Annotated in this window: 1 protein-coding gene and 1 tRNA gene; one reads left to right on the top strand and one right to left on the bottom strand. The window is 43.9% G+C overall.

Annotation, left to right across the window (positions count from 1 at the left end; all coding sequences use genetic code 11):
• Positions 1–424: DUF3793 family protein (locus tag Q7P33_RS17925; RefSeq protein WP_303872104.1), on the top strand; the 424-nt coding region annotated here is incomplete at its 5' end.
• A gap of 60 nt (positions 425–484) precedes the next feature.
• On the opposite strand, the gene Q7P33_RS17920 is transcribed toward Q7P33_RS17925, so the two are convergent.
• Positions 485–556: transfer RNA gene (locus Q7P33_RS17920), tRNA-Glu, on the bottom strand.
• Between the last annotated feature and the right edge of the window lie 287 nt (positions 557–843).

Raw genomic sequence — 843 nt, 5'->3', positions numbered from 1 at the left:
AAAGGGAATATCCCTGCTTTTGTTATGCAGGCGCGGGAACAAGGCACTTATCTATGTCTACCGGAAAGTCCATTTGCAGGCTGATTTAAGCAGGCCGGAAGTTGGCAGGTTTCTGCAGGCTTATGGCTATGAGCATATGGAAGTGGATGCTGCGCTAGAAAGGCTGAAGGAGAGACTGAATCAGGAAGGGGAATTTCCTCATGAGATCGGGATCTTTCTCGGCTATCCACTGGGAGATGTGGTGGGATTTATCCAAAACGGGGGAAAGAACTGCAAATGCACTGGATGCTGGAAAGTATATTCCGATGAGTGTGAGGCTGTTAAACTATTTGCCAGATACAAAAAGTGCAGGACAATGTATGTGCACCAGTGGCAGAATGGAAGGACCATCTGGCAGCTTACGGTAGCGTCATCCGGCAAATAAGAGAAAAGAAACAAAAAACCCTGATTTTCCGTTTGGAAAAACCAGGGTTTTTGCTTTTAATGACCTATCCGAGAATCGAACTCGGGTTTCCGCCGTGAGAGGGCGGTGTCTTAACCGCTTGACCAATAGGCCGTTTTATGTATGTCATCTCTGACAACTTCATTATGATACCATAGGAATTTCCGTTTGTCTACACTTTTTTTAATAAAATAAAAAAAATTGTCAAAATCGGATTTTATATGCTATACTTTTCTAAACCCAGAGAAAGCAGGGAGGATGAGATATGGGGCTTAAAAAGCGGGAAGTGAAATACGATTACTTAAGGACTCTTGCGGTCTTTGCCATCATTATGATTCATGCGGTTCCTGCGGAGACGATGAATTTTAAGCAGTGGCTGTTTTCGCAAGCTCTTTTGCCTG

It is taken from the genome of Acetobacterium wieringae (genome assembly GCF_026646375.1).
GTDB classification, from domain to species: Bacteria; Bacillota; Clostridia; order Eubacteriales; family Eubacteriaceae; genus Acetobacterium; species Acetobacterium wieringae_A.
This window is presented reverse-complemented; position numbering and strand designations above follow the sequence as displayed.